The sequence below is a fragment of the Pseudomonas sp. 5Ae-yellow genome (assembly GCF_014077575.1).
GTDB classification, from domain to species: Bacteria; Pseudomonadota; Gammaproteobacteria; order Pseudomonadales; family Pseudomonadaceae; genus Halopseudomonas; species Halopseudomonas neustonica.
On record NZ_JACGWE010000019.1, the window covers coordinates 1 to 22,002 of the forward strand.

The window sequence follows — 22,002 nt, forward strand, 5'->3', positions numbered from 1 at the left end:
TGGCCGAAAAGGGGCTGCAACGCGCTGAAAACGCGACTGAGGGCGATGAAATCGTTCCTGAAATGTTTTTTTTGTGAGCCGAGGTCATAATCGCCGCCCATATGGCCGGTATTTCAGACCTTCCCTAAGCAACGTGAGTAGGTAGCGCGAGAAGTAGGATTGGGAGCAAATGACGCAATTTAGTATTCCCCGTAATGCCCAAGCTGACAGGCCCGTTTGTGGGCGCGAAGCGGCGGAGAAGCATTCACCGTTGTGCCGCTTGTTATGTTTTGACGTTTCGCGCAACCATGATCACTTCGTCTGCTGAGTAAAGGTTAGATAGGGTAGCCTCCACTTCGGCACCAAGCACCTTTCTATAAAGACGCTGCGCGTGGTTATCGGCCCGCGTCGTGACTAAAATGTGCTTCAAGACCGATCCATGCCCCCGCAGCTTTCGGGCGACATCGGGCAATGTACGAGTTATCAGTATTTTTCCAATACCGTTTCCCTGAAAGCTTGGAGATACAGCTATCTGCTCGAGTTCGATAACTGCGCTCGGCCGAAACCCGGCTTTCTGAGACCAGATGATATAGCCAATACAGAATGCACCTGCATAAGCCACGTAGCATAAAATCCTGGGGGTGGCCTTTAAATTACTCTCCAACCACTCCAGTGAATGCTGCTGCCTGGTGAATGCGAGTCTGTGGATTTCAGAAGCGGCCTCTAGGTCCACATGCTGCATTTCTTTAACCGACACATCCCTTTCAGATTGCACTTATCTCTCCGGAAAATCGGCCGCTGTGCAGCCGATTGTTATGCTAGTCAAACGAAGGCGAGTTGCGTTCGGCTGGATCCGTCTTGAAATCCTTTATCAGCGTATGCGGGTCAACCTGCGCTCGATGCGCCTTCGCTGCTTGAGCCCACCAAGTCAATTGGTTGAATGTTCGGCCAAAATAATCGAACCATGCGTCTTGATCTTCCTGGGCCTGCACTGAACCATCTGCCGTAAAGATCTCTTGCGCCTTGGGCACATGTATCATTGCAGAAACTGGCAGGCAGCCCAGCTCCGAAAGAAACGTACGCATGCCAACAGCTGCACGCATCCCGCCCCATTGCCCTGCTGAATACGTAACGATCGCGCTCGGCTTGTAGGAAAACAAAGAACTGCCAAAGTGGTTCAACAGGTTGGCAAGCGCGGGGCTCATCGAATGGTTATATTCGGGGCTAACCATAACGAAGCCATCCGCATTTTCTATCTTTTCTGCCAATTGGTTAAGCTGCGCAGGCGCCTTGCTCCGGGGGTAAGCGAAGTGGGGCTTGAAAACGGGTTCTGGCGGATAATCAAGAACATCAACCAACTCAATTTCGTGGTCGGCATATCGAATTTTCAGGCATTCGAGCAACGCTTCTGTAACCCGAACACCCAGCCGGGCCGGCTTCGGAGGAGTGCTGTCGCGCGAGGTGCCCAAGAAAACCAAGAATTTCATTTGGAACTCCATTAGATAGCGGTGCTGGATAACGCTTCGCTTTGCGGTGTAACGGAGCGCAGCGTAGGTGGGTCAGGGAACAGCCTCTGGTTATGTCATGCTAGCTCAACCTGGGAGTCCCTCGAACTTTGGCACCTCTCCTAACTCCTCATCCCAAGCAGCTTTGCTTGATGAAAAAATGTGTGCTGTTGGCACCATAGAGATTTCACTGTCCAAGCACCCTGCGGGAACGACGAGCAAACCTGGGATCTGTGTGTTTGGCAATGCTGAGCCACACAATTTACAAAAGATTTTGTTATGACGAGTGCCAGGGAGCGTAAAGGAAGCCACAGCATCTGCACCCGACTGCCAGACCAATTTAGCTGAACGCGAGAATAGATTTGCCGCATGAGCCGAACCTGTATCTTTTTGGCAATGCTGACAGTGGCACAGGTAAAAGCTATCGAAATCACCTTTTACCTCAAAGCTCACGGTGCCACACAAACAAGAACCTAAATAATCAGTCATCAGAACTCCTTCCATGGCCTGTGAGTGAGAACACATAACGCCTAAGCACAGCGGCGGCCTTTAGGCCTTCCGGCGCCGCAGGCGCATACTGGTGCTTATTGTTATGTTTTAAGTACATTCTTTTTGTATAACCAACCAAGCAACTGCTGCTGCATTCATTTGATCATACAATTGCCGTTCTTTTGAGTCGGAATCTTCAGGTAAGGACTGAATGAACTCGGCCATTTTTGTCATAAAACCTTGAAAACTCATCTCTTCTAGGCAGTTGCTTGTTATACCCTCGTCATTCCAGCTTGATAAGTTAGCATCATAAATACCTCCCATATACCAACCCCTATCATTATCTGACATTGTATATAGATCTTTTAGTTGCAGACCATGACCTACAATAGGCCAAGTGGTAAAGCACGCGAATATAAAAACTAAATACTTTTTGGTATATTTCACTTGCTCTCCTTCAGAAAACATAACGCCTCACTCACCGGAATTTTAGGAGTGAAACGAGTAAAATTTCCGAGTGCAGTGACTTGTTATAAGAAAGACTAGGCTAACCTAACCTATTCTCTACATAGCCCCATAACTCGAATACTAATTTTTGTATTTCCAGCAGCTTATCTTCAACAAGTTTTTTCTGTGCAGATATCTCATTATCATACTCAGGAGTGCCAAGATTATGTTTTGGAATAAATGTTGCGCAATAGCTTCCGTTGTAACGATAATTACCCTGTTCTCTAATATTAAGAACCTGCCGCATTAGATCGACTATTCGATCCTGCCGATCTCTTACGCTTGGATCATAAGACCTAAGCTCTAAACTATAAATATGTATGCTCTGAAAAAAGTTGCTCAACTTGATATATACGTCTTGCTCAAACCAATACCCAGTTTCAGAACCTACCCATGAAACCTCACCACAATCATCATAAGAAAGAAGGTCTGTCACCGTTTTTAGAAAGCGATGTACTCTATCTCCTTCCTGCCCCCTAACAAATTCATTGCTATTTAAGCGAGCTCTAAGAGCTTCCTTATAACTATAAAGAGCTTTCCTATCAATTATTCCCGCGTGTGCCATTTTATGATGCTTATCGCATAGAAGAATTAGATTCTCCTTTCGGTTATCTTCTCGGTTTTGATTGATATGATGGATTTCGAGATATGTATGTTCACTGCATCCTGTTACTGAGCATTCATGCCCCGCTTCTACCTCAACTTCCCGCCTAATATTCGCCGGAATTGTTGGCCTCTCGGACTGATATGTGCTCATTACCGATATTCCTTATAACGTTTGGTTAAAGGGCGGGCATTAGCCCGTCCCAGTGAGCGAAGCGAACGGTTTGAACCAGTTGTTAGCAGCACTGACTACATGGTTGCTCGCAAATAAATGCAGAAGCATGCAAATATTGCTGTAGATGACCAGCTTATAGTTGCCCCAATTTTTCTGGCTTTTTCGTTGTTGTTAAGTGATAGAAGGTTGTGGATTTTTACCCAGCGCCCAGAGTACGCTGCGTCGACAGTGAGCATAAGTGCGGTAGTGGCAAAAACTAGAAGCCCTGCAAGTTCGAATAGCTCTTTTGATGAATACCATTTTGCAATTATTATGGTTATAAATATCCCATAAGTGAACTCAAGTATTCCAAACGCGGCTGCGGTAAATGCTGGCGCTGAGACGTTGCTTGAGCGCATAGACACAAGAAGGAGAGATAGTTGTAGGGTTATAAATGCGCTTGAGTAATAAAGAGGGGTGGATATGAAGCCTTCTAGGGCGAGGCTCTCGTGTGGATATGCAATAAATGATAACAGCACCACTCCTAGGAATACTGTGAGTGGGGTTAGAAAGCTAATATTGATTTTCAAGGGTTTTCTCGTATTTAGATTTGCGTTGCTAACGCCTGCAGCTGCGGCAAGTTGCGAGCGCAGCGAGTAATTTGTCCGACAGCCTGCACTTGTTAGACTTTATTTCCAATCATACCTAAATATTTTTCTCTGTGAAAAATGATAAGCGCTCCAAGGCAAGCAATACCTATTACAAACATAATCTTTAATCTTTGCTCTACCAAGGTTGTTTTTATTTCGTCGTTCTGCTCCAGGTACGATATTGCCTCTTCTCGCGACTCGAAGAGTTTCTTGCCTTCATCCAGAGGGTGGTTAGCATCCATAATTTTTTGCAAAAAGGTCTGATAGACAAGCTCCCCAGACATATGCGCTATTCCAGCAGCGAGGTTCCCACTTACCTTGTCAAATATTTCGAATATGGTTTCCACGTTTTCTTGAATTGTGAAAGGTGACGCCTGGTGAGCCAAATCATTTCTCAGTTTTCGCAGGCGATGCATACAGTTGATTAGATCTTCAGGAAGAACTTGGCAAACATATGCAATATCCAGTTTGGAAGATAGGGTGCCGAACGCGCCCTTACCGTCAAATATCGCTTTTTTCCGACTGTTACTTGTATATTCTGGCAAGCGAGATTTGAACATTGTAGTAAGCTCTTCATCCAACATCGAAACCCCAAGAAGAACACACCCTCTGTCTGCTTCGGCCATAAGCAGAGAGTAAGCACGCTCTAAAAAACTCTTGTGAATCCTGATGTTCGAATAGGGATACCATAGTCTATGTCCTTTGAGCCTAACGCCCGCAGCACGGGCAAAATTGAAGCGCAGCGGAAACTTTGTCCCAGTGCCTGCGATTGTTATGCATTTTCGCCCAAGGGAAATAGAGAGCGCCCAAAACTACTCGGCTACCGGTTGGCAATATAGCTTCTCGCATAAGCGTCTCTATACTCTTCAAGCCCATGGCCAGGGCACCGCCTTTCAAGCTCTTCAAATAACTCGTTCAGATCCTCAATCGGACTACTGTTGAGTTCGGGAACGTGATCCCACTTTCCTTCCGAAACTTCATTCACCAGCTCGTCGGCTGCTTTGGCCAGAGCCACCCTGGCTTCATGCTTCTGTTTGGTCACTGACGATTACCATGTGCATAACAGTGATTAGATAGAACGCGGTGTTAATGCATAACCGCGCGTTCGAGATAACTCCGGAATACTGCCGTCACCGTAAAAATATTTTTTCATTAAAACCATTACGTTACGCCCATCTTGGTAATTCCGTACGTATTCGCTTGACTTCGACATTTCATGAATCTATTACTACTGTATAAATAACCAGCTAAGGAGTCAGCATGGACAGCCTATCTCCCCGACCCCGCTTGCGTGATCAATTTCGGGCGGTCATTCGTGTTAATCATTACAGCATTCGTACCGAAAAGAGCTACTGGTACTGGATTCGTTATTTCATTCGTTTTAACAAGTTGCGTCATCCATTGGAGCTTGGCCCGGCTGAGGTGAACACCTTTCTCAGTTGGCTTGCCACCGATCGGCAATTTGCGGCTGCGACGCAGAATCTCGCGCTGAATGCCATTGTGCTTCTGTATTCGCGGGTACTTGAGCAGCCGTTGGGTGATATTGGTGACACCATACGGGTCAAGGCCGGTATTGCTTACGCACACAGAAGCCATGAGCATTATTGAGCTTCTGACAGAACCTTATCGCGCGGTACAGACTCTGCTGGGCCGGGCGTTTTCCGGTTGATGGCCTAACCCCAGGCACGCTAGCGCCCTGCTCTATCTACAGACCCGTTGGGCCGGTTTAACATTGGGAGTGAAGGAATGCTGGCTGTCCTTGCCATGGCGGCGGTTGAGAACCACCTGAGGGACGGGATTAACTGCAATTCCTTTGCTTGGTTCGAGAGTAATCCAGCGTGGCGGGCTTTGTCCAAGGCATTTTTTGGCTATGCGGGGGCCAGAAAGCACAATCCCGGCGAGTGCCGGGATTGTGTGTTAGCTGCGTTGGCTGGGGTTAACCGGCCCACACCCGCGCATTGCGGAACATGCGCATCCAGCCGCCGTCCTCGCTCCAGTCATCGGGATACCAGGAGTTCTGTACGGCACGGAATACCCGCTCGGGGTGGGGCATCATGATGGTGACGCGTCCGTCGCGAGTAGTCAGGCCGGTAATACCGCGCGGTGAGCCGTTAGGGTTGGCCGGGTAGCGTTCGGTCATGCGGCCACGGTTATCAACATAACGCAGGGCAACGGCGTTGGCTGCTTCACAGGCGTCGACGGCGGCGCTGTCGGCAAACTCGGCGTGACCTTCACCATGGGCGATGGCAATCGGCATACGCGAGCCAACCATGCCGTTGAGGAAGATCGACGGCGACGGCTGCACTTCTACCATGGCAACGCGTGCTTCAAACTGCTCAGACTTGTTGCGTACAAAGTGCGGCCAGTGATCGCTGCCCGGGATTAGTTCGCGCAGGTTGGAGAGCATCTGGCAGCCATTGCACACGCCCAGAGCAAAGGTATCCGTACGAGCGAAGAACTCGGTGAAGGCTTCGCGCGCGATGCCGTTAAACAGAATGGACTTGGCCCAGCCCTCCCCTGCACCCAATACATCACCGTAGGAGAAGCCACCACACGCTACCAGGCCACGGAAGCCTTCCAGCGTGACGCGGCCACTGAGAATGTCACTCATGTGAACATCAATGGCGGTAAAGCCAGCACGATTGAACGCGGCGGCCATTTCGACCTGGCCGTTGACGCCCTGTTCACGCAGGATAGCGATACGCGGACGGTTGCCATTGGCGATGAGGCCAGCAGCAATATCGTCATTGAGTTCAAAGCTGAGCAGCGCCTGCAAACCGGGGTTGGCATCATCGGCGATGGCTTCAAACTCCTGATCAGCGCAGTCTGCGTTGTCACGCAGGCGCTGGATCTGCCAGCTGGTTTCTGTCCAGACGCGCTGCCAGGCGGCGCGGGAGTTTTCCAGAACCGTTTCACCCGCCAACTGGAAGACAATGGCTGGATCGCTGGTTGGCTGACCGATCACGGCGCAGCACTCCTCCAGCCCAGCATCGGAGAACTGGCTGAGCACGTCGGCGGTATCTTCCTGCGATACTTGGATAACGGCGCCGAGTTCTTCGCTGAACAGCACAGCGGGCAGTGCCTTGCTGTCCTGGGTGAGCACATCGAGGTTGATGCTCAAGCCGCAACGGGCGGCAAACGCCATTTCTGTCAGCGTGGTGAAGAGGCCACCGTCAGAGCGGTCATGATAGGCAAGCAGCAGCTCATCCTGGTTCAGCCCCTGAATGACGGCGAAGAAGGCTTTCAGGTCTTCGGCATCGTCCAGATCAGGCACCTGCTGACCGATCTTGTTGTATACCTGCGCCAGAGCGGAGCCGCCCATACGGTTCTGGCCACGCCCCAGGTCGATTGCGATCAAGTCTGTAGGGCCATGATCCAGACGCAATTGCGGCGTCAGGGTGGCGCGTACGTCTTGCACTGGCGCAAAGCCGGTGACGATCAATGACAACGGCGAGGTGACTGACTTGTCAGTGCCGGCGTCGTCCCAACGGGTCTTCATTGACATGGAGTCTTTGCCCACCGGGATGGTAATGCCCAGCTCGGGACACAGCTCCATACCCACGGCTTTGACCGTCTCGTACAAGCGCGCGTCTTCACCGGGGTGGCCTGCGGCCGACATCCAGTTGGCGGACAGCTTGATGTCCGACAGCTTTTCAATACGGGCGGCGGCCAGGTTGGTGACCGTTTCTGCTACCGCCATGCGGCCGGAGGCAGGCGCATCCAACAGGGCCAGCGGGGTACGCTCGCCCATGGCCATGGCTTCACCGGTATTCACATCAAAGCTGGTAGCGGTGACGGCGCAATCGGCAACCGGGACCTGCCAGGGGCCGACCATCTGGTCGCGGGCAACCAGGCCAGTGATGCTGCGATCACCAATGGTAATCAGGAAGCTCTTGCTGGCAACGGCGGGCAAACGCAATACGCGGTCAGCAGCTTCGGCCAGCTCTACGGTTGCGGCATCAAAGTCGTCGCCTTGCTCAGCCTCGCGGGTCACGCTGCGGTGCATACGTGGCGGCTTGCCGAGCAATACGGAGAGAGGCATATCAACCGGCTGGTTGTCGAAGTGCTGATCGTTCAGCACCAGCAGTTGCTCTTCTGTGGCTTCACCCACGACGGCAAAGGGGCAACGCTCGCGCTGACAAATGGCTTCAAAACGCTCGTAGTCGGCGTTAGGTACCGCCATGACGTAGCGTTCCTGGGATTCGTTGGACCAGATCTCCAGTGGACTCATGCCCGGCTCGTCGTTAGGTACATCGCGCAGTTCAAAGCGACCACCGCGTCCGCCATCATTGACCAGCTCAGGGAAGGCGTTGGACAAACCGCCTGCGCCTACGTCATGGATGAAGGCGATGGGGTTTTTGTCACCCAGCTGCCAGCACCGGTCGATAACCTCCTGACAGCGGCGCTCCATTTCCGGGTTTTCGCGCTGTACCGAGGCAAAATCCAGGTTCTCGGCGCTGCTGCCGGTCGCCATGGAAGAGGCTGCGCCACCGCCCAGACCAATCAACATGGCTGGGCCGCCCAATACCACCAGCTTGGCACCCACCGGAATCTCGGACTTCTCAACGTGGTTGGCGCGGATGTTACCCATGCCACCGGCGATCATGATCGGCTTGTGGTAACCACGAGTTTCCGGGCCACGTGGCGAGGCAATCGTCTGTTCAAAGGTACGGAAGTAGCCGTTCAGGTTGGGACGGCCAAATTCATTGTTGAACGCGGCGCCGCCCAGCGGACCTTCGATCATGATCTGCAGCGGGGTAACAATGCGCGATGGCTTGCCGTTGTCTTCTTCCCAGTCATGGGTGAAGCCGGGAATGCGCAGGTTGGACACGGTAAAGCCGCTCAAACCGGCCTTGGGCTTGCCGCCGATACCGGTCGCGCCTTCATCACGAATCTCGCCGCCGGAACCGGTCGCCGCGCCCGGGAATGGCGCAATCGCGGTCGGGTGGTTATGCGTTTCGACCTTCATCAGAATATGCACCGGCTCTTCATGCGCGCGGTACTCATTGCTGCCCGGCACCGGGAAGAAGCGACCAGCGGTAAAGCCTTCAATCACGGCAGCGTTATCTTTATAGGCCGACAGCACGCCTTCGGGGTGCAGCTCGAAGGTGTTTTTGATCATGCCGAACAAGCTTTTCTGCTGCGCCTCGCCATCGATATCCCAGGTGGCATTAAAGATCTTGTGGCGGCAGTGCTCGGAGTTGGCCTGGGCAAACATCATCAGCTCGACATCGCTGGGGTTACGCTCCAGGGCGGTAAAGCTCTCAACCAGATAATCAATCTCGTCATCAGCCAACGCCAGCCCCAGGCTGTTGTTGGCCTCGGCCAGGGCAGCACGCCCGCCTGCCAGCACGTCCACCCGCTGAAACGGCTTGGGCTGCGTATGCGCGAACAGGCCAGCGGCAGCGTCCAGATCGTCCAGTGCTACCTCGGTCATGCGGTCGTATAGTTCGGCTACCAGCTGCTCGCGCTGCGCGGCGCTAAACTCGCCGCTGACGTAGTAGGCAACTCCGCGCTCAATCCGCGCGACCTGGCTGAGACCACAATTGCGCGCGATGTCCGTCGCCTTGCTCGACCAGGGTGAGATAGTGCCAAACCGCGGCATTACCAGCACCAGCTCGCCGGCGGGCTCTTCCACTGCTACCGAGGGGCCATAGCGCAGCAAGCGCGACAGCACCTGCTCGGACGACTCGTCCAGCTCGGCAGTCAGCTCGGCAAAATGCATGAATTCGGCATACACCCCGCTGACGGCGGCGACACGGTTTTGCAGACGGGCAAGCAGCTTGCTGCGGCGAAAATCAGAAAGGGCTGGGGCTCCACGCAGGATATGCATGTCGGTAACGGCCTCGGAGATGCTGGAAATGGGAAAAAGAAGGCGCATAGGATACCTCAAGCAGCGCCTGCGAACCATGCCGGACATTCACCTGTGTCGAGCAAAATCACGATGCAAGTTCAAGCTATTGCCCCGCGACGGTTTTGCCTATACTGGCGCCATGCATCACAAACCGGCACGCAAAATAACGTTTCCGGCTCTGGCAGTCGCCTTGTGCGCAGTGCTGCTGGCGGCCTGTGAAAAGAGCACCCAACTGGAGGATATCCGGGAGGCAGGGTCACTGCGCGTGATCACCCGCAATACGCCGACCACGTTCTATCAGGACCGCAACGGCGATACCGGGCTGGAATACGAGCTCAGCAAGCGCTTTGCCGACAGCCTGAATGTTGAGCTGGATATCCAGAGCGCCGACACCGTAGAAAGCCTGTATCAGCAGCTGAGTAGCAGCGATGGCCCTGACCTTGCGGCTGCGGGCCTGACGGTCAATCCGCAACGGCAGGAGCAGATTCGCTTCGCCACGCCTTATCTGCAGGTCACCCCGCAAGTCGTCTATCGTCGTGGCAGCAGCAAGCCGCGCAAACTTGAGGATCTCTACGGTCAGCGTCTTATGGTACTCAAGGGCAGCACCCTGGCCGATGAGTTGCGCGGGCTGCAGGCGGAGCACCCCGAGTTGGAGTTCGAGGAGTCCGACAACGTTGAGGTAGTGGATCTGCTACGCATGGTCAACGATGATGAAATTGACGCCGCGGTGGTCTACTCCAATGAACTGGTGGTCAATCAGGCCTTCTACCCCGCCGTCAGCGTGGCCTTTGATCTGGGCCCTGAACAACCCATGGCCTGGGCACTGAAACAGCACGCCGACACGACCCTGCTTGATGCGGTAAGCGCCTTTTTTGCCAAAATCAAAGACGATGGCACCCTGGACCAACTGATTGAGCGCTTTTACGGGCATTCGGACGTGCTCGATTACGTGGGCGCGCGCGCGTTCGCCGAGCATATGCAGTCACGATTGCCACGCTACGAATCCTTTCTGCGCCAGGCGGGTGAGCAGTACGGTCTGGATTGGCGCCTGCTGGCTGCCATGGCGTACCAGGAGTCACTTTGGGATGAAAGCGCACGCTCGGCAACCGGGGTACGCGGCCTCATGATGCTGACGCTACCGACCGCCAAATTTGTCGGCGTCACCAACCGGGTTGATCCGCAGCAAAGCATCATGGGTGGCGCACGTTATCTGGTATGGGTGCGCGACCAAATCTCGACGGACATCCCTGAGCCAGACCGCACCTGGTTTGCCCTGGCGTCCTACAACGTCGGCCTGGGCCACCTGGAAGACGCCCGCAAACTGACCGAGAAAAATGGGCGTGATCCGAACCGCTGGATTGATGTGAAGGACTTCCTGCCGCTGCTGCAAAAGAAACAGTGGTACACCCAAACCCGCTACGGCTATGCGCGCGGCTCAGAGCCAGTGCATTACGTGCAGAACATCCGCCGCTATCACGACATCCTCCAGTGGGTCACCCAACCCCAATCCGAGTCGCGCCAGCAATCTACGGGGCAGTACTCCGCGCCGGGGATTCTAGAGCAGTTGCCAGAGGGGATTTAGGGCTCGCTGGAAGCTAATCAGTATGAAGGGCAGTGCATGCGAACCGTCAACAGATCTGAAATATAACAGCACCAAAAAGCCTGTATCACTCAGTCTTCTTCTAGCTTTGAGCTTCCAGCTTCTGGCTCTTCATCCCCTACCTGTCTCGACTTGCGTCGCTGCGCAAAAAAAGCAGTGAGTAAGCTGGCGCATTCCTGCGCCAATACTCCACCCTCGACCAACATCCGGTGATTCATCCAGGGTTGTTCAAGCACTTGGCTGCGGCTGAGTACGGCGCCGGACTTGGGTTCCTGCGCGCCGTAGACCAGACGAGCGATACGGCTGTGCACCAGCAAGCCCGCGCACATGGTGCAGGGCTCGAGGGTGACGTAGAGGGTAGTGCCGGGCAGGCGGTAGTTCTGCAGGGCTGTGGCAGCCTCGCGGATCGCGACCATTTCCGCGTGAGCGCTCGGGTCATTGCTGGTGATGGGCTGATTGAAGCCTCGGCCGATCACCTGACCGTCTCGCACCAGTACGGCGCCGACCGGGACTTCACCCCGTTCGGCGGCGTGCTGCGCCTCCTGCAGCGCCAGCCGCATGAAGTCGATATCAGCTGGCGTCATGGTCGGCTCCGCATCAGATCAACTTACGCTCACGCAGCAAGCCAACCACTTTTTCAACACAGCCATTGAGATCCAATTCGGCCGTATTAAGCACCAGATCAGCGTCGTCTGGCGTCTCGTACGGGAAGGACACACCCGGAATGGTGCCCTCGACATTAGCGGCATAGATACCGGATGGATCACGCGTCTGGCACACCTCCATCGGGGTATCCAGATACACCAGCAGGCAGCGCTCACCGAGGAGATAGCGTGCAGTCGCACGGCTTTCTTCGGTAGGCGCGACGAAGGCGCCAATGGCGATCAGACCAGCATCGTTCATCTGCCGCGCAATGCGCGCACCCTTGTGCAGGTTCTCGGCGCGACCCGCCGCGTCCATCGACAAGCCCTTGCTCAGGTCTTGACGCATTTCCTTGCCGTCCAGCACGTAGCAGGCGCGGCCGGCATCAAAGAGTTTACGTTCCAGGGCGTAGGCGATAGAGCTTTTGCCCGAGCCGGAAAGGCCTGTGAAGAGCACGGTGACCGGGTCCTGACCAAAGCGATCGGCGCGCTCCTGCGCCGTCACGTGGGCCAGACGACCATGTTGGCTGCCACCGACGTGCTCACCCTTGGCACCCTTGGCGACAATCATACCGGCGCCGACAGTGCCATTGGTCATCCGGTCGATGACGATAAAGGCACCGGAGGTGTGGTTAGTCTGATAGTCGTCATAGGCGATCGGCCGCTCCAGCGACAGCTCGACTCGGCCGATTTCGTTTAAGCCCAACTGGGCTGCGCCCTGCTCTTCCAGCGTATTGACGTCGATTCGGTGCTGAATGCGGGTGAAGGAGCCGGGGCTGTTGCTGGTGGCACGCTTGATATCGTACTTGCGACCCGGCTGCATGGGCTGCTCGGCCATCCACACCAGGGTGGCATCAAACTGGTCGCCAATCAGCGGCAGATTATCCGCGTGGCACAGCATGTCACCACGGGAGATATCGATCTCGTCTTCCAGCGTCAGCGTCACGGCCTGACCGGGGCCCGCCACTTCCAGTTCACCGTCAAAAGTAACGATGGATTTGACCTGACTACGCTTGCCCGATGGCAGCACAACCAGCTCATCGCCCTTATGCACCACACCAGAGGCAATGGTACCGGCAAAGCCGCGGAAGTTGAGGTTGGGGCGGGTAACCAGCTGCACCGGAAAGCGCAGGTCAGTCAGATTGCGGTCTGCTGCAATCTCGACGGTTTCCAGAATTTCCATCAAGGTCTGGCCGGTGTACCAAGGGCTGCGTTCGCTGCGATTGACCACGTTGTCACCCTTGAGGGCCGACATGGGCACGAAGTGCACGCTGTTACCGTCGAGCAGTTCCAGACCGGCGGCAAATTCACGGTAGTCGTTGCAAATGCCCTCAAACACGCCCTGATCAAAGTCCTTCAGGTCCATCTTGTTGACTGCAACCACAATGTGCTTGATGCCCAGCAGCGACGCAATAAAGCTGTGGCGCTTGGTTTGCGTCTGCACACCGTAGCGCGCGTCGATCAGGATAATCGCCAGGTCGCAGGTTGAAGCACCGGTCGCCATGTTGCGCGTGTACTGCTCATGGCCGGGGGTGTCGGCAATAATGAACTTGCGCTTGGCGGTAGAGAAGTAGCGATACGCCACATCAATGGTGATGCCCTGCTCACGCTCAGCCTGCAGACCATCCACCAGCAACGCCAGATCCACTTCTTCGCCGGTAGTACCGGACTTCTTGGAATCACGGGTGATGGCTTCCATGTGATCTTCATAGATCATCTTGGAGTCGTGCAGCAGACGACCAATCAGCGTGCTTTTGCCGTCATCGACATTGCCGCAGGTAAGAAAGCGCAGCAGCTCTTTACGTTCGTGCTGGGACAGGTAGGCCAGGATGTCTTGGCTGATTAGATCGGATTGATGCGACATAACGTGTTCTCGATTCTGTAAAGCCGGAAGCTTAAAGCTGAAAGCTCGAAGCAAAACCAGTCATTTATTTCGCTTTATCCATCGCTGCTTGAGCACGGATAGTGTTTATCAAACTTGCCAGCATGGCCGCGATCTCACGCGTTTCCTTCACCGCCCTAGCTGCATAACTCTTGTCCAGCATGTCCGCTTCTTGCCCAATGTATAGTTGGGTACGTAACTCTGCACAAGAGCCTTTGGCAATAAGCAAAAAACGAACTTTTTCGCGTGCTCCGTCTCGACTCATGCCTTCCGCAATATTGCTCGGTATCGACAGGCCGGAACGGGTTATTTGATCCCGAAAGCCCCAGTCACGATGCCCAGACATCGTCTTGTATAAACCGACCGAAAGCCGAGCGGAACGCTTCCATACTTCAAGTTTTTCAAAATCCAACGCAACCTCCGTGTTGCTTTTAGCTTCAAGCTTCCCGCTTCAAGCTCTAGGCTATTAGAAGTAGCCTTGCCGCTTCTTCTCTTCCATCGACCCGGCCTGGTCGTGGTCGATCATGCGACCCTGGCGCTCGGAGGTGCGTGTCAGCAGCATTTCCTGGATGATCTCCGGCAGGCTGGCGGCGGTTGATTCAACGGCGCCGGTCAGTGGGTAGCAGCCGAGGGTACGGAAACGTACCTGTTTCATCATTGGGGTTTCGCCCGGTTCCAGCGGCATGCGCTCGTCATCGACCATGATCAGCGAACCGTTGCGCTCCACTACGGGGCGCTCGCCCGCGAAATACAGCGGTACGATCGGGATGCTATCAAGATAGATGTATTGCCAGATATCCAGCTCGGTCCAGTTAGACAGCGGGAACACGCGAATACTCTCGCCCTTGTGGACCTTGCCGTTATATACGTTCCACAGCTCAGGACGCTGGTTTTTTGGGTCCCAGCGGTGATGCTTGTCGCGGAAGGAGTAAACGCGTTCTTTGGCGCGTGACTTCTCTTCGTCGCGACGCGCGCCGCCAAAGGCAGCATCAAAACCGTATTTGTCGAGCGCCTGCTTGAGGCCTTGGGTCTTCATTACATCGGTGTGCACGGCGCTGCCGTGGGTGAAGGGGTTGATGCCCTGCTCCACGCCTTCGGGGTTCATGTGCACCAGCAGATCAAGATCCATTTCCTTGACCATCTTTTCGCGGAATTCATACATGGCCTGGAATTTCCAGCCAGTATCCACGTGCAGCACGGGGAATGGCAGGCGGCCAGGATAAAAGGCCTTGCGCGCCAGGTGCAGCATCACGGCAGAGTCTTTACCGATCGAATACAGCATGACCGGGTTATCGAATTCGGCAGCCACTTCACGAATGATATGGATGCTTTCCGCTTCCAATTGCTTCAGATGGGTCAATTTTTCCAGCATGGTGTACTCGCATTGAACGGGGAAACAAGGTCCCGGGTACCAATTTGGTCAGCATTGTAACAAAGACCCGTGATTCTAATAAGCGCCCGATCAATACCTATAAGTTATAAAGATATAGCCCTTCGCACGGTCGGCAGGTCGCGCCAAGCGCGCCCCAGGCTCTTAGCTTTAAACCGGATTATCCATATCAATAAATTGGTGCTGCACACCAAAAACCTGAGCCAGATGCTCCCCCAACGCTTGCACACCATAGCGCTCAGTGGCGTGGTGGCCTGCCGCGTAAAAGTGGATGCCGTTTTCACGTGCGGCATGCACGGTCGGTTCGGATATCTCGCCGGTAACAAAGGCATCAACCCCCAGCGCTATGGCCTTGTCGATATAACCCTGCGCTGCGCCGGTGCACCAGGCTATACGTTTGACCGGTCGCTGGTGGCCGGCAATAAACAGCGGTTCGCGATCCAACGCCCGGGCCAGCGATTGCGCCAACTGCTCGCCCGTCTGCGCTGCGGGCAACTCACCCACCAAGCCAACCGAGCGTGGGTTGCCCACTTCCAGTGGTCCGCTTATCTGCCAGCCCATCAAACGAGCCAGCTGCACGTTGTTGCCCACCTCGGCGTGCACATCCAGGGGCAAGTGATAGGCAAGCAAATTCAGGTCGTTTTGCAACAGTGCTTTCAAGCGACGCTGCTTGATACCCACTATGGCCGCTGACTCGCCTTTCCAGAAATAGCCATGATGCACCAGCAGCATATCGCCACCTGCCTGCACAGCCGCATCCACCATGTCCTGACTGGCCGTGACACCGGTGATAATGCGTTGCACCTGGTCAGTGCCTTCAACCTGCAATCCGTTTGGGCAATAGTCCTGAAAGGCATCCGCCGCCAAGAATGTATTGCAATAATCCACCAGCGTAGTGCGATCAACCATGCCGTTCTCCTGAATGCTAAACCAACCGCCATTTTCCGGGGTCGGGGCCGTATATACAACAATCGCTACTCAGCGCCTGCATAATCTGCGGTTACGCCTTATAATGCGGGCCATCGTCAGCAAGGAGTGCATACGATTGCCTTGCTGTACGCATGACAAAATACATCCAGGCAGCATGAATCGAGCGTAGCCCCGGAACCTGGTGCCTGTAGCGCTCAACACACTTCAGAGTAGGGTTTAATGAAGAGTTTATTGCGCAGTATGGCCTGGCCGGTTGTGTGCGGTGTTTTACTGGCCTTGGTAATCATGCAGCAGTTCCCCGAATGGTTGGGGCTGCCAGCTCACGACATAGTGTTACGCGAAGTGTCGGAGACACGCTCGAATATGGGCCTGGTGTCTTACGCCTCGGGCGTAGAACGTGCCGCACCAGCCGTCGTCAACATTTACACCAGCAAGCAGATCGCCTCCAGTTCGCCGACAAATTTCGACAACCCCAGCGTTCGGGATTATGCGGACTCGCTGCCCAACCCGGAGCGTCGCCAGTCCAGCCTCGGTTCGGCGGTTATTCTCAATTCCGAAGGTTACCTGCTGACCAACAACCACGTGATTGCCGGTTCTGATGAGATCCTGGTTGCACTGCAGGATGGCCGCGAAGCGCTCGCTTCACTGATCGGCACCGACCCTGAGACCGATCTGGCGGTACTCAAAATAGATTTGCCCGACCTGCCCGCCGTTACTATCGATTCACGTGATCAGCAGCGCATCGGTGATGTGGTTATGGCCATCGGCAACCCCTTTGGCCTTGGCCAGACCGTCACTATGGGCATTATTAGTGCGACCGGGCGCAACCAGTTGGGGCTCAATACCTATGAAGATTTCATTCAGACCGATGCCGCCATTAACCAGGGCAACTCCGGTGGCGCGCTGGTTGACGCACAAGGCAACCTGATCGGCATCAACACCGCTATCTTCTCGCAGGCGGGCTCAGCGCAGGGCATCGGTTTTGCGATTCCAGCCAAGCTCGCGGTAGAGGTGATGCAGGCCATTATTCAGCACGGCCGAGTGATACGCGGCTGGCTGGGCGTAGAGGTACAACCACTGACGCCCGAGTTGGCCGAGTCATTTGGTCTGGATATCAGCCAGGGCATTGTCGTCGCGAGCCTATACCGCAACGGCCCGGCATGGAATGCCGGCCTGCTGCCTGGCGACGTAATCCTGAAAATCGATGACCAGGCTGCGACCAGCGGACGCCAGGCAATGAACCAGGTAGCACGTGCAAAGCCCAGTGACCGCATCAAATTAAGTGTGCTGCGCAACGGCGAACAGATGAGCTTCAGCGCAGAAGTGGGTGTACGCCCCAGCTTCCGCGCGGCCAATTGATCGCCTCTTCAGCTAAAGGCTAGAGCAGGTTTTTCAGGGCACTGAGCAGTGCCTTGTTCTGTGCTTCATTGCCGATGGTGATGCGCAAAAACTGATCGATACGCGGCAGTTTAAAATGTCGCACTATCACTTTCTGCTCGCGCAAGCCCTGAGCCAGTTCTGCGGCGTCGCGTTGCCCATGGCGAGCAAAAACAAAGTTAGCCTGCGACGGCAGCACTTCAAACCCCAGCTCAAGCAACGCAGCACTGAGCTTCTCGCGACTATTGATCACCGCGTTGCGGGTCTGCGCAAACCAATCCCGGTCCTGAAACGCGGCCACGGCACCAACAATCGCCAGACGATCCAGCGGATAGGAATTGAAGCTATTTTTTATCCGCTCCAGCGCTTCAATCAAATCCGGATGACCTACCGCAAAACCAACCCGCAGCCCGGCCAATGAGCGTGATTTGGACAGCGTCTGAGTGACCAGCAGGTTCGGGTAGCGATCAACCAGCGCAATGGCTGTCTCGCCGCCGAAGTCTACATAGGCCTCATCGACCACAACAACGGAATCGGGACTACCCTGCACTATCGCCTCGACCTCGGCCAGGGGTAGCCCTACGCCCGTTGGCGCATTGGGGTTAGGGAAGATAATGCCGCCATTGGCCTGCTGGTAGTGCGCGGGTACCAGACGGAAGTTATCATCCAGCGGCTGCGGCGCCGACTCAATGCCGTACAAGCCGCAATAGACCGGATAAAAGCTGTAGGTAATATCCGGATAGATCACCGGCTTGCCATGCTGAAACAAGCCATGAAAAATGTGCGCCAGCACTTCATCCGAGCCGTTACCCACAAACACCTGAGCACTGGTGACACCGTAATAGTCGGCAATTTCAGCTTTCAGCGCGTCCGCATTGGGCGCGGGATAGAGACGCAAGCTGTCATTCAACTCAGCCTGAATGGCCTCGGCCACGCGGGGCGAAGGACCATAGGGGTTTTCGTTGGTATTGAGCTTGATCAGGTTCTCGACTTTCGGCTGCTCACCCGGAACATAAGGCACCAGCTGCTTGACGAAGGGGCTCCAGAAACGACTCACAGGGCAATCCTCATAAATGAGGCTTGAAGCTAAAAGCTGGAAGCTCGAAGCAAACCCGAATATCAGATCAGTTCGCGCGACTTCCAGCTTTCAGCTTCCAGCTAATCAGGGTTTTATCCGGTATTCCGCACTACGTGCGTGGGCTGTCAGGCTTTCGCCGCGGGCCAGCACTGAGGCGGTTTTGCCTAGTTCAGAGGCGCCATCGGGTGAGCAGAAAATAACCGAGGAGCGTTTCTGAAAGTCATAGACGCCCAGGGGCGACGAAAAGCGTGCAGTGCCAGACGTAGGCAACACGTGATTCGGACCGGCGCAGTAGTCTCCCAGCGCCTCTGGGGTGTGGCGCCCCATAAAGATAGCACCAGCGTGGCGAATCAGCGGCAGTAGTGCGTCTGGATCTTCTACCGACAACTCCAGGTGCTCAGGGGCAATTCGATTCGCCAGTTCGCACGCTTGCTCAAGGTTATCTACCTTGATCAGCGCTGCGCGATTCTCCAGCGATACACGCACGATGGCCTCGCGCTCCAACTCACCGATCAGCCGATTCAAGCTGGCCTCTACCGCATCCAGAAAGGACGCATCCGGCGACAACAGAATGGATTGCGCATCTTCGTCATGCTCAGCCTGCGAGAACAGGTCCATGGCGATCCAGTCAGGATCGGTCTGGCCGTCACACACCACCAGAATTTCGGATGGACCGGCAATCATATCGATACCGACCTGGCCAAATACCGCGCGTTTGGCGGTGGCTACGTAGATGTTGCCAGGGCCAACAATCTTGTCGACCCGCGGCACACTTTCAGTACCGTAGGCCAGGGCCGCAACCGCTTGTGCGCCGCCGATGGTAAAGACCCGGTCGACACCGGCAAGGCACGCAGCCGCCAATACCAGTTCGTTGATTTCTCCGCGCGGGGTCGGAACCACCATGACCACTTCCGGCACGCCTGCCACCTTGGCAGGAATGGCATTCATCAAAACAGATGAAGGATAGGAAGCCTTGCCACCCGGCACATAAAGACCAGCCCGGTCCAGCGGAGTAATTTGTTGACCGAGCACAGTGCCATCCGCCTCGGTGTAGCGCCAGGACTCCTGACGCTGATGCTCGTGATAACGCTTCACTCGCTCGGCCGCCACTTCCAGCGCTTCGCGCTGCTCGCCGGTGATGCGCTCCAGAGCCAACTCAAGGCGAGCACGATCCAGGATCAGATCGGCCATGGCATCAACCTGCAAACCATCGAAGCGAGCCGTGTACTCCACCAGCGCAGCATCACCGCGCTCACGCACGGCGGCGATGATTTCTTCAACGCGGTTATTGACCGCCTTATCGGAAACCCCTTCCCAGGCCAGCAACACGTCCAGATGCTGGGCAAAATCGCTCTGATTGGCGTTCAGACGGGCGATTTTCAGCGGCGTGCTCATAGCAGGTACCTTTAACAGTGGGATGGTAAACCAGGTTAAAACTAGCTTGTGCGGCGCTCTACCGCTGCTGCCAGCAGATCAATCAGCGCCTTGATGCGCGCATGCTTCATCTTCATCGAAGCTTTATTGACGATCAAGCGTGAACTGATGTCAGCAATCATTTCCTGCGGCTCCAGGCCATTAGCGCGCAGGGTATTGCCGGTATCGACCACGTCGATGATCTTGTCGGCCAGGCCAACCAGTGGCGCCAGCTCCATAGAGCCGTACAGCTTGATCACATCAACCTGGCGGCCTTGTTCGGCGTAATAACGGCGGGCTACATTAACAAACTTGGTGGCCACCTTCAGTCGACCCGTCGGCTCTGGAGTATTCACCGGGCCCGCGGTCATCAGTTTGCAGATCGCAATCTTCAGATCCAGTGGCTCGTACAGCCCTTGGCTGCCGTACTCCATGAGCACGTCCTTGCCCGCTACACCGAGATCCGCCGCACCCAGTTCAACATAGGTGGGCACATCGGTGGCACGCACGATCAGCAGTCGCACATCCGGATCCGAGGTAGAGAAAATCAGCTTACGACTCTTCTCCAGATCTTCGATCGGCTCGATACCCGCCTCTTTCAGTAGCGGCAGGGTATCGTCAAGGATGCGTCCCTTGGACAACGCAATGGTAAGACTCTCGCTCATGAAAACTCTCGTGATGCGGAAACGCGGCGGATAACGCCGCCCAGCGCTTGCAGTTTTTCTTCAATGCACTCGTAGCCGCGATCAATGTGATAGATGCGGTCTACCATGGTGTCGCCTTCGGCAACCAGGCCAGCAATAACCAGGCTCGCAGAAGCGCGCAGGTCAGTCGCCATGACGGGAGCACCTTTGAGCTGCTCAACGCCGGTTACGATAGCGGTGTTACCTTCAACCAGAATATGAGCACCCATGCGGTTCATTTCCTGAACATGCATAAAGCGGTTTTCAAATACGGTTTCAATCACCGTACCCGTGCCTTCGGCGATGGTGTTCATGGCCACAAACTGTGCCTGCATATCGGTCGGGAAAGCAGGGTAAGGCGCAGTACGCAAATTGATAGCGCGCGGACGGTTGCCCTTCATGTCCAGACTGATCCAGTCTTTGCCGGTATCAATATAGGCACCGGCTTCTTCCAGCTTGAGCAATACAGACTCAAGAATGGAGGCATCAGTGTCCTTCAGCTTGACGCGACCACGGGTCGTCGCCGCAGCGACCAGATAGGTGCCGGTTTCAATACGATCAGGCATGACCGAATAGCGAGCACCATGCAGACGCTCAACACCATGAATGGTGATGGTGTCAGTACCGTGGCCGGTAATCTGCGCACCCATGGCAATCAGGCACTCAGCCAGATCGACCACTTCGGGCTCGCGCGCCGCGTTCTCCAGAACGGTTTTACCTTTGGCCAGAGTCGCGGCCATAAGGATATTTTCGGTACCGGTAACCGACACGGTATCAAAGAAGAAGTGAGCACCACGCAAGCCGCCTTCTGGCGCCTGCGCCTTGATATAACCGGCTTCTACGGTAATGGTCGCACCCATGGCTTCAAGGCCACGAATATGCAGGTCAACCGGGCGAGAGCCAATGGCACAGCCGCCGGGCAAGGCAACTTCGGCCTTACCAAAATGCGCCACCATTGGCCCCAACACCAGGATGGAAGCACGCATGGTTTTCACCAACTCGTATGGCGCAACCAGGGTGCTGATGCTAGTGGGGTTAACCTCTACATTCAGCTTTTCATCCACGATCGGCTGGATGCCCATGCGGCCGAACAGCTCAATCATGGTGGTAATATCGTGCAGGTGTGGCAGGTTGCAAATGGTAACTGCCTCATCCGCCAGCAGCGTAGCAGCCAGGATTGGCAGGGCGGAGTTCTTGGCTCCGGAAATACGAATTTCCCCATCCAGGCGGTTGCCGCCGGTGATGATCAGCTTGTCCATATGGAATC

General features: G+C 55.1%; 21 protein-coding genes. 3 read left to right on the forward strand and 18 right to left on the reverse strand.

The window, feature by feature from the left end:
- Window positions 1–262: 262 nt before the first annotated feature.
- The 8 genes from H4J77_RS12415 to H4J77_RS12450 form a co-directional block, all read right to left on the reverse strand.
- Window positions 263–754 (reverse strand): GNAT family N-acetyltransferase, encoded by a 492-nt coding sequence (locus H4J77_RS12415; RefSeq protein WP_220469354.1) that lies wholly within the window; start codon window positions 752–754, stop codon window positions 263–265.
- Between the two features lie 43 nt (window positions 755–797).
- Complete coding sequence (locus tag H4J77_RS12420; protein ID WP_182248613.1) at window positions 798–1,466, reverse strand: NADPH-dependent FMN reductase; 669 nt, start codon at window positions 1,464–1,466, stop codon at window positions 798–800.
- A 105-nt stretch (window positions 1,467–1,571) separates the two neighbouring features.
- On the reverse strand, window positions 1,572–1,973 hold the full coding sequence (locus H4J77_RS12425) for a GFA family protein (RefSeq protein ID WP_182248615.1): 402 nt from the start codon (window positions 1,971–1,973) through the stop codon (window positions 1,572–1,574).
- A gap of 108 nt (window positions 1,974–2,081) precedes the next feature.
- Window positions 2,082–2,420 (reverse strand): hypothetical protein, encoded by a 339-nt coding sequence (locus tag H4J77_RS12430; protein WP_182248617.1) that lies wholly within the window; start codon window positions 2,418–2,420, stop codon window positions 2,082–2,084.
- Window positions 2,421–2,520: 100 nt separating this feature from the next.
- Entirely contained in the window at window positions 2,521–3,237 is a 717-nt protein-coding gene (locus H4J77_RS12435) for an HNH endonuclease signature motif containing protein (protein ID WP_182248619.1), read from the reverse strand.
- Between the two features lie 95 nt (window positions 3,238–3,332).
- The gene (locus tag H4J77_RS12440) at window positions 3,333–3,827 is read right to left on the reverse strand and encodes a hypothetical protein (RefSeq protein ID WP_182248621.1); all 495 of its coding nucleotides are present in this window, start codon (window positions 3,825–3,827) and stop codon (window positions 3,333–3,335) included.
- Between the two features lie 92 nt (window positions 3,828–3,919).
- Window positions 3,920–4,471: a hypothetical protein gene (locus H4J77_RS12445; protein ID WP_182248623.1), complete on the reverse strand. Its 552-nt coding sequence runs from the start codon at window positions 4,469–4,471 to the stop codon at window positions 3,920–3,922.
- Between the two features lie 236 nt (window positions 4,472–4,707).
- Window positions 4,708–4,929 (reverse strand): hypothetical protein, encoded by a 222-nt coding sequence (locus tag H4J77_RS12450; RefSeq protein WP_182248625.1) that lies wholly within the window; start codon window positions 4,927–4,929, stop codon window positions 4,708–4,710.
- 218 nt (window positions 4,930–5,147) lie between these two features.
- Here H4J77_RS12450 and H4J77_RS12455 point away from each other — a divergent pair, with 218 nt between their 5' ends.
- Window positions 5,148–5,495, forward strand: coding sequence for a phage integrase N-terminal SAM-like domain-containing protein (locus H4J77_RS12455; protein ID WP_182248627.1), 348 nt, complete (start codon window positions 5,148–5,150; stop codon window positions 5,493–5,495).
- A gap of 328 nt (window positions 5,496–5,823) precedes the next feature.
- Here the strand turns inward: H4J77_RS12455 and purL are convergent, their stop codons facing one another.
- On the reverse strand, window positions 5,824–9,720 hold the full coding sequence (purL, locus tag H4J77_RS12460) for a phosphoribosylformylglycinamidine synthase (protein ID WP_182248684.1): 3,897 nt from the start codon (window positions 9,718–9,720) through the stop codon (window positions 5,824–5,826).
- A 160-nt stretch (window positions 9,721–9,880) separates the two neighbouring features.
- Here purL and mltF point away from each other — a divergent pair, with 160 nt between their 5' ends.
- Entirely contained in the window at window positions 9,881–11,323 is a 1,443-nt protein-coding gene (mltF, locus tag H4J77_RS12465; RefSeq protein ID WP_182248686.1) for a membrane-bound lytic murein transglycosylase MltF, read from the forward strand.
- An 89-nt stretch (window positions 11,324–11,412) separates the two neighbouring features.
- On the opposite strand, the gene tadA is transcribed toward mltF, so the two are convergent.
- From tadA to H4J77_RS12490, 5 genes are all read right to left on the reverse strand, one after another.
- Window positions 11,413–11,925, reverse strand: coding sequence for a tRNA adenosine(34) deaminase TadA (gene tadA, locus H4J77_RS12470; protein ID WP_182248629.1), 513 nt, complete (start codon window positions 11,923–11,925; stop codon window positions 11,413–11,415).
- Window positions 11,926–11,938: 13 nt separating this feature from the next.
- Entirely contained in the window at window positions 11,939–13,846 is a 1,908-nt protein-coding gene (gene cysN / locus H4J77_RS12475) for a sulfate adenylyltransferase subunit CysN (protein ID WP_123889188.1), read from the reverse strand.
- 64 nt (window positions 13,847–13,910) lie between these two features.
- Window positions 13,911–14,276, reverse strand: a complete 366-nt coding sequence (locus H4J77_RS12480) for a four helix bundle protein (protein ID WP_182248631.1) — start codon at window positions 14,274–14,276, stop codon at window positions 13,911–13,913.
- Between the two features lie 54 nt (window positions 14,277–14,330).
- Entirely contained in the window at window positions 14,331–15,236 is a 906-nt protein-coding gene (gene cysD / locus H4J77_RS12485) for a sulfate adenylyltransferase subunit CysD (RefSeq protein ID WP_123889186.1), read from the reverse strand.
- A 168-nt stretch (window positions 15,237–15,404) separates the two neighbouring features.
- Window positions 15,405–16,163, reverse strand: coding sequence for a Nif3-like dinuclear metal center hexameric protein (locus H4J77_RS12490; protein WP_123889185.1), 759 nt, complete (start codon window positions 16,161–16,163; stop codon window positions 15,405–15,407).
- A 240-nt stretch (window positions 16,164–16,403) separates the two neighbouring features.
- On the opposite strand from H4J77_RS12490, the gene H4J77_RS12495 reads away from it, so the two are divergent.
- A complete protein-coding gene (locus H4J77_RS12495) occupies window positions 16,404–17,543 on the forward strand; it encodes a S1C family serine protease (RefSeq protein ID WP_123889184.1) in 1,140 nt (379 codons plus the stop codon).
- A gap of 19 nt (window positions 17,544–17,562) precedes the next feature.
- On the opposite strand, the gene hisC is transcribed toward H4J77_RS12495, so the two are convergent.
- The 4 genes from hisC to murA all read right to left on the reverse strand — a co-directional run bounded on the left by hisC (window position 17,563) and on the right by murA (window position 21,994).
- Complete coding sequence (hisC, locus tag H4J77_RS12500) at window positions 17,563–18,618, reverse strand: histidinol-phosphate transaminase (protein ID WP_182248633.1); 1,056 nt, start codon at window positions 18,616–18,618, stop codon at window positions 17,563–17,565.
- Window positions 18,619–18,723: 105 nt separating this feature from the next.
- The gene (hisD, locus tag H4J77_RS12505; protein ID WP_182248635.1) at window positions 18,724–20,034 is read right to left on the reverse strand and encodes a histidinol dehydrogenase; all 1,311 of its coding nucleotides are present in this window, start codon (window positions 20,032–20,034) and stop codon (window positions 18,724–18,726) included.
- 41 nt (window positions 20,035–20,075) lie between these two features.
- A complete protein-coding gene (hisG, locus tag H4J77_RS12510) occupies window positions 20,076–20,717 on the reverse strand; it encodes an ATP phosphoribosyltransferase (protein WP_123889181.1) in 642 nt (213 codons plus the stop codon).
- The gene (murA, locus tag H4J77_RS12515) at window positions 20,714–21,994 is read right to left on the reverse strand and encodes a UDP-N-acetylglucosamine 1-carboxyvinyltransferase (RefSeq protein WP_123889180.1); all 1,281 of its coding nucleotides are present in this window, start codon (window positions 21,992–21,994) and stop codon (window positions 20,714–20,716) included. Before murA ends, hisG begins: the two co-directional genes overlap by 4 nt.
- Window positions 21,995–22,002 lie beyond the last annotated feature (8 nt).

Coding starts and splice junctions, on each gene's coding strand:
- H4J77_RS12495 (WP_123889184.1), top strand. CDS start 16,404: ATGAAGAGTTTATTGCGCAGTATGGCCTGGCCGGTTGTGTGCGGTGTT.
- cysD (WP_123889186.1), bottom strand. CDS start 15,236: ATGCTGGAAAAATTGACCCATCTGAAGCAATTGGAAGCGGAAAGCATC.
- purL (WP_182248684.1), bottom strand. CDS start 9,720: ATGCATATCCTGCGTGGAGCCCCAGCCCTTTCTGATTTTCGCCGCAGC.
- H4J77_RS12490 (WP_123889185.1), bottom strand. CDS start 16,163: ATGGTTGATCGCACTACGCTGGTGGATTATTGCAATACATTCTTGGCG.
- H4J77_RS12435 (WP_182248619.1), bottom strand. CDS start 3,237: ATGAGCACATATCAGTCCGAGAGGCCAACAATTCCGGCGAATATTAGG.
- hisD (WP_182248635.1), bottom strand. CDS start 20,034: ATGAGCACGCCGCTGAAAATCGCCCGTCTGAACGCCAATCAGAGCGAT.
- mltF (WP_182248686.1), top strand. CDS start 9,881: ATGCATCACAAACCGGCACGCAAAATAACGTTTCCGGCTCTGGCAGTC.
- H4J77_RS12425 (WP_182248615.1), bottom strand. CDS start 1,973: ATGACTGATTATTTAGGTTCTTGTTTGTGTGGCACCGTGAGCTTTGAG.
- murA (WP_123889180.1), bottom strand. CDS start 21,994: ATGGACAAGCTGATCATCACCGGCGGCAACCGCCTGGATGGGGAAATT.
- hisG (WP_123889181.1), bottom strand. CDS start 20,717: ATGAGCGAGAGTCTTACCATTGCGTTGTCCAAGGGACGCATCCTTGAC.
- cysN (WP_123889188.1), bottom strand. CDS start 13,846: ATGTCGCATCAATCCGATCTAATCAGCCAAGACATCCTGGCCTACCTG.
- tadA (WP_182248629.1), bottom strand. CDS start 11,925: ATGACGCCAGCTGATATCGACTTCATGCGGCTGGCGCTGCAGGAGGCG.
- H4J77_RS12445 (WP_182248623.1), bottom strand. CDS start 4,471: ATGTTGGATGAAGAGCTTACTACAATGTTCAAATCTCGCTTGCCAGAA.
- H4J77_RS12455 (WP_182248627.1), top strand. CDS start 5,148: ATGGACAGCCTATCTCCCCGACCCCGCTTGCGTGATCAATTTCGGGCG.
- H4J77_RS12420 (WP_182248613.1), bottom strand. CDS start 1,466: ATGAAATTCTTGGTTTTCTTGGGCACCTCGCGCGACAGCACTCCTCCG.